The following is a 1487-nucleotide window of genomic DNA, read 5'->3' on the forward strand; positions in this document are numbered from 1 at the left end:
ATCTACTTTAGTCTATTAACTTCTTCGCTTGTTTCACTATCACATAAAACGCGTTTGGCGTTGTATGGTTAAGCCTCACGGGTAATTAGTACAAGTTAGCTTAATGGCTCACACCACTTCCACATCTTGCCTATCAACGTTGTAGTCTTCAACGGCCCTTCAGAGACTTTAAAAGTCTAGTGAGAACTCATCTCGAGGCCTGCTTCGCGCTTAGATGCTTTCAGCGCTTATCAGTTCCGAACGTAGCTACCGGGCAATGCCATTGGCATGACAACCCGAACACCAGCGGTTCGTTCACTCCGGTCCTCTCGTACTAGGAGCAACCCCTCTCAATTCTCAAACGCCCACGGCAGATAGGGACCGAACTGTCTCACGACGTTCTAAACCCAGCTCGCGTACCACTTTAAATGGCGAACAGCCATACCCTTGGGACCGACTTCAGCCCCAGGATGTGATGAGCCGACATCGAGGTGCCAAACACCGCCGTCGATATGAACTCTTGGGCGGTATCAGCCTGTTATCCCCGGAGTACCTTTTATCCGTTGAGCGATGGCCCTTCCATTCAGAACCACCGGATCACTATGACCTACTTTCGTACCTGCTCGACGTGTCTGTCTCGCAGTTAAGCTGGCTTCTACCATTACACTAACCGTACGATGTCCGACCGTACTTAGCCAACCTTCGTGCTCCTCCGTTACTCTTTGGGAGGAGACCGCCCCAGTCAAACTACCCACCAGGCACTGTCCGTAACCCCGATTCAGGGGCCAACGTTAGAACATCAAAACTACAAGGGTGGTATTTCAAGGACGACTCCACAAAAACTAGCGTCTCTGCTTCAAAGTCTCCCACCTATCCTACACATGTAGGTTCAATGTTCAGTGCCAAGCTGTAGTAAAGGTTCACGGGGTCTTTCCGTCTAGCCGCGGGTACACAGCATCTTCACTGCGATTTCAATTTCACTGAGTCTCGGGTGGAGACAGCGTGGCCATGGTTACACCATTCGTGCAGGTCGGAACTTACCCGACAAGGAATTTCGCTACCTTAGGACCGTTATAGTTACGGCCGCCGTTTACCGGGGCTTCGATCAAGAGCTTCTCCGAAGATAACCCCATCAATTAACCTTCCGGCACCGGGCAGGTGTCACACCGTATACGTCATCTTGCGATTTTGCACAGTGCTGTGTTTTTAATAAACAGTCCCAGCCACCTGGTCACTGCGGCTCCAATCAGCTTAGAGAGCAAGTCTCATCACCAATCGGAGCGTACCTTCTCCCGAAGTTACGGTACGATTTTGCCTAGTTCCTTCACCCGAGTTCTCTCAAGCGCCTTAGTATTCTCTACCTGACCACCTGTGTCGGTTTGGGGTACGATTCGGTATAATCTGAAGCTTAGAGGCTTTTCCTGGAAGTATGGCATCAGCAACTTCATCACCGTGGTGACTCGTCTCGTGTCTCAGCCTAACAGCAACCCGGATTTACCTAAGTCACT

At 50.6% G+C, this 1487-nt stretch carries 1 rRNA gene (running past one end of the window); it reads right to left on the reverse strand.

Annotated features, from left to right (window positions below):
* Positions 1-64: 64 nt before the first annotated feature.
* Positions 65-1487: ribosomal RNA gene (locus QL989_RS19065) — 23S ribosomal RNA — on the reverse strand; it runs 1561 nt beyond the window's last position.

Origin of the sequence: Pseudoalteromonas sp. APC 3224, assembly GCF_030407535.1 — a bacterium.
In the GTDB taxonomy this organism is placed as follows: Bacteria; Pseudomonadota; Gammaproteobacteria; order Enterobacterales; family Alteromonadaceae; genus Pseudoalteromonas.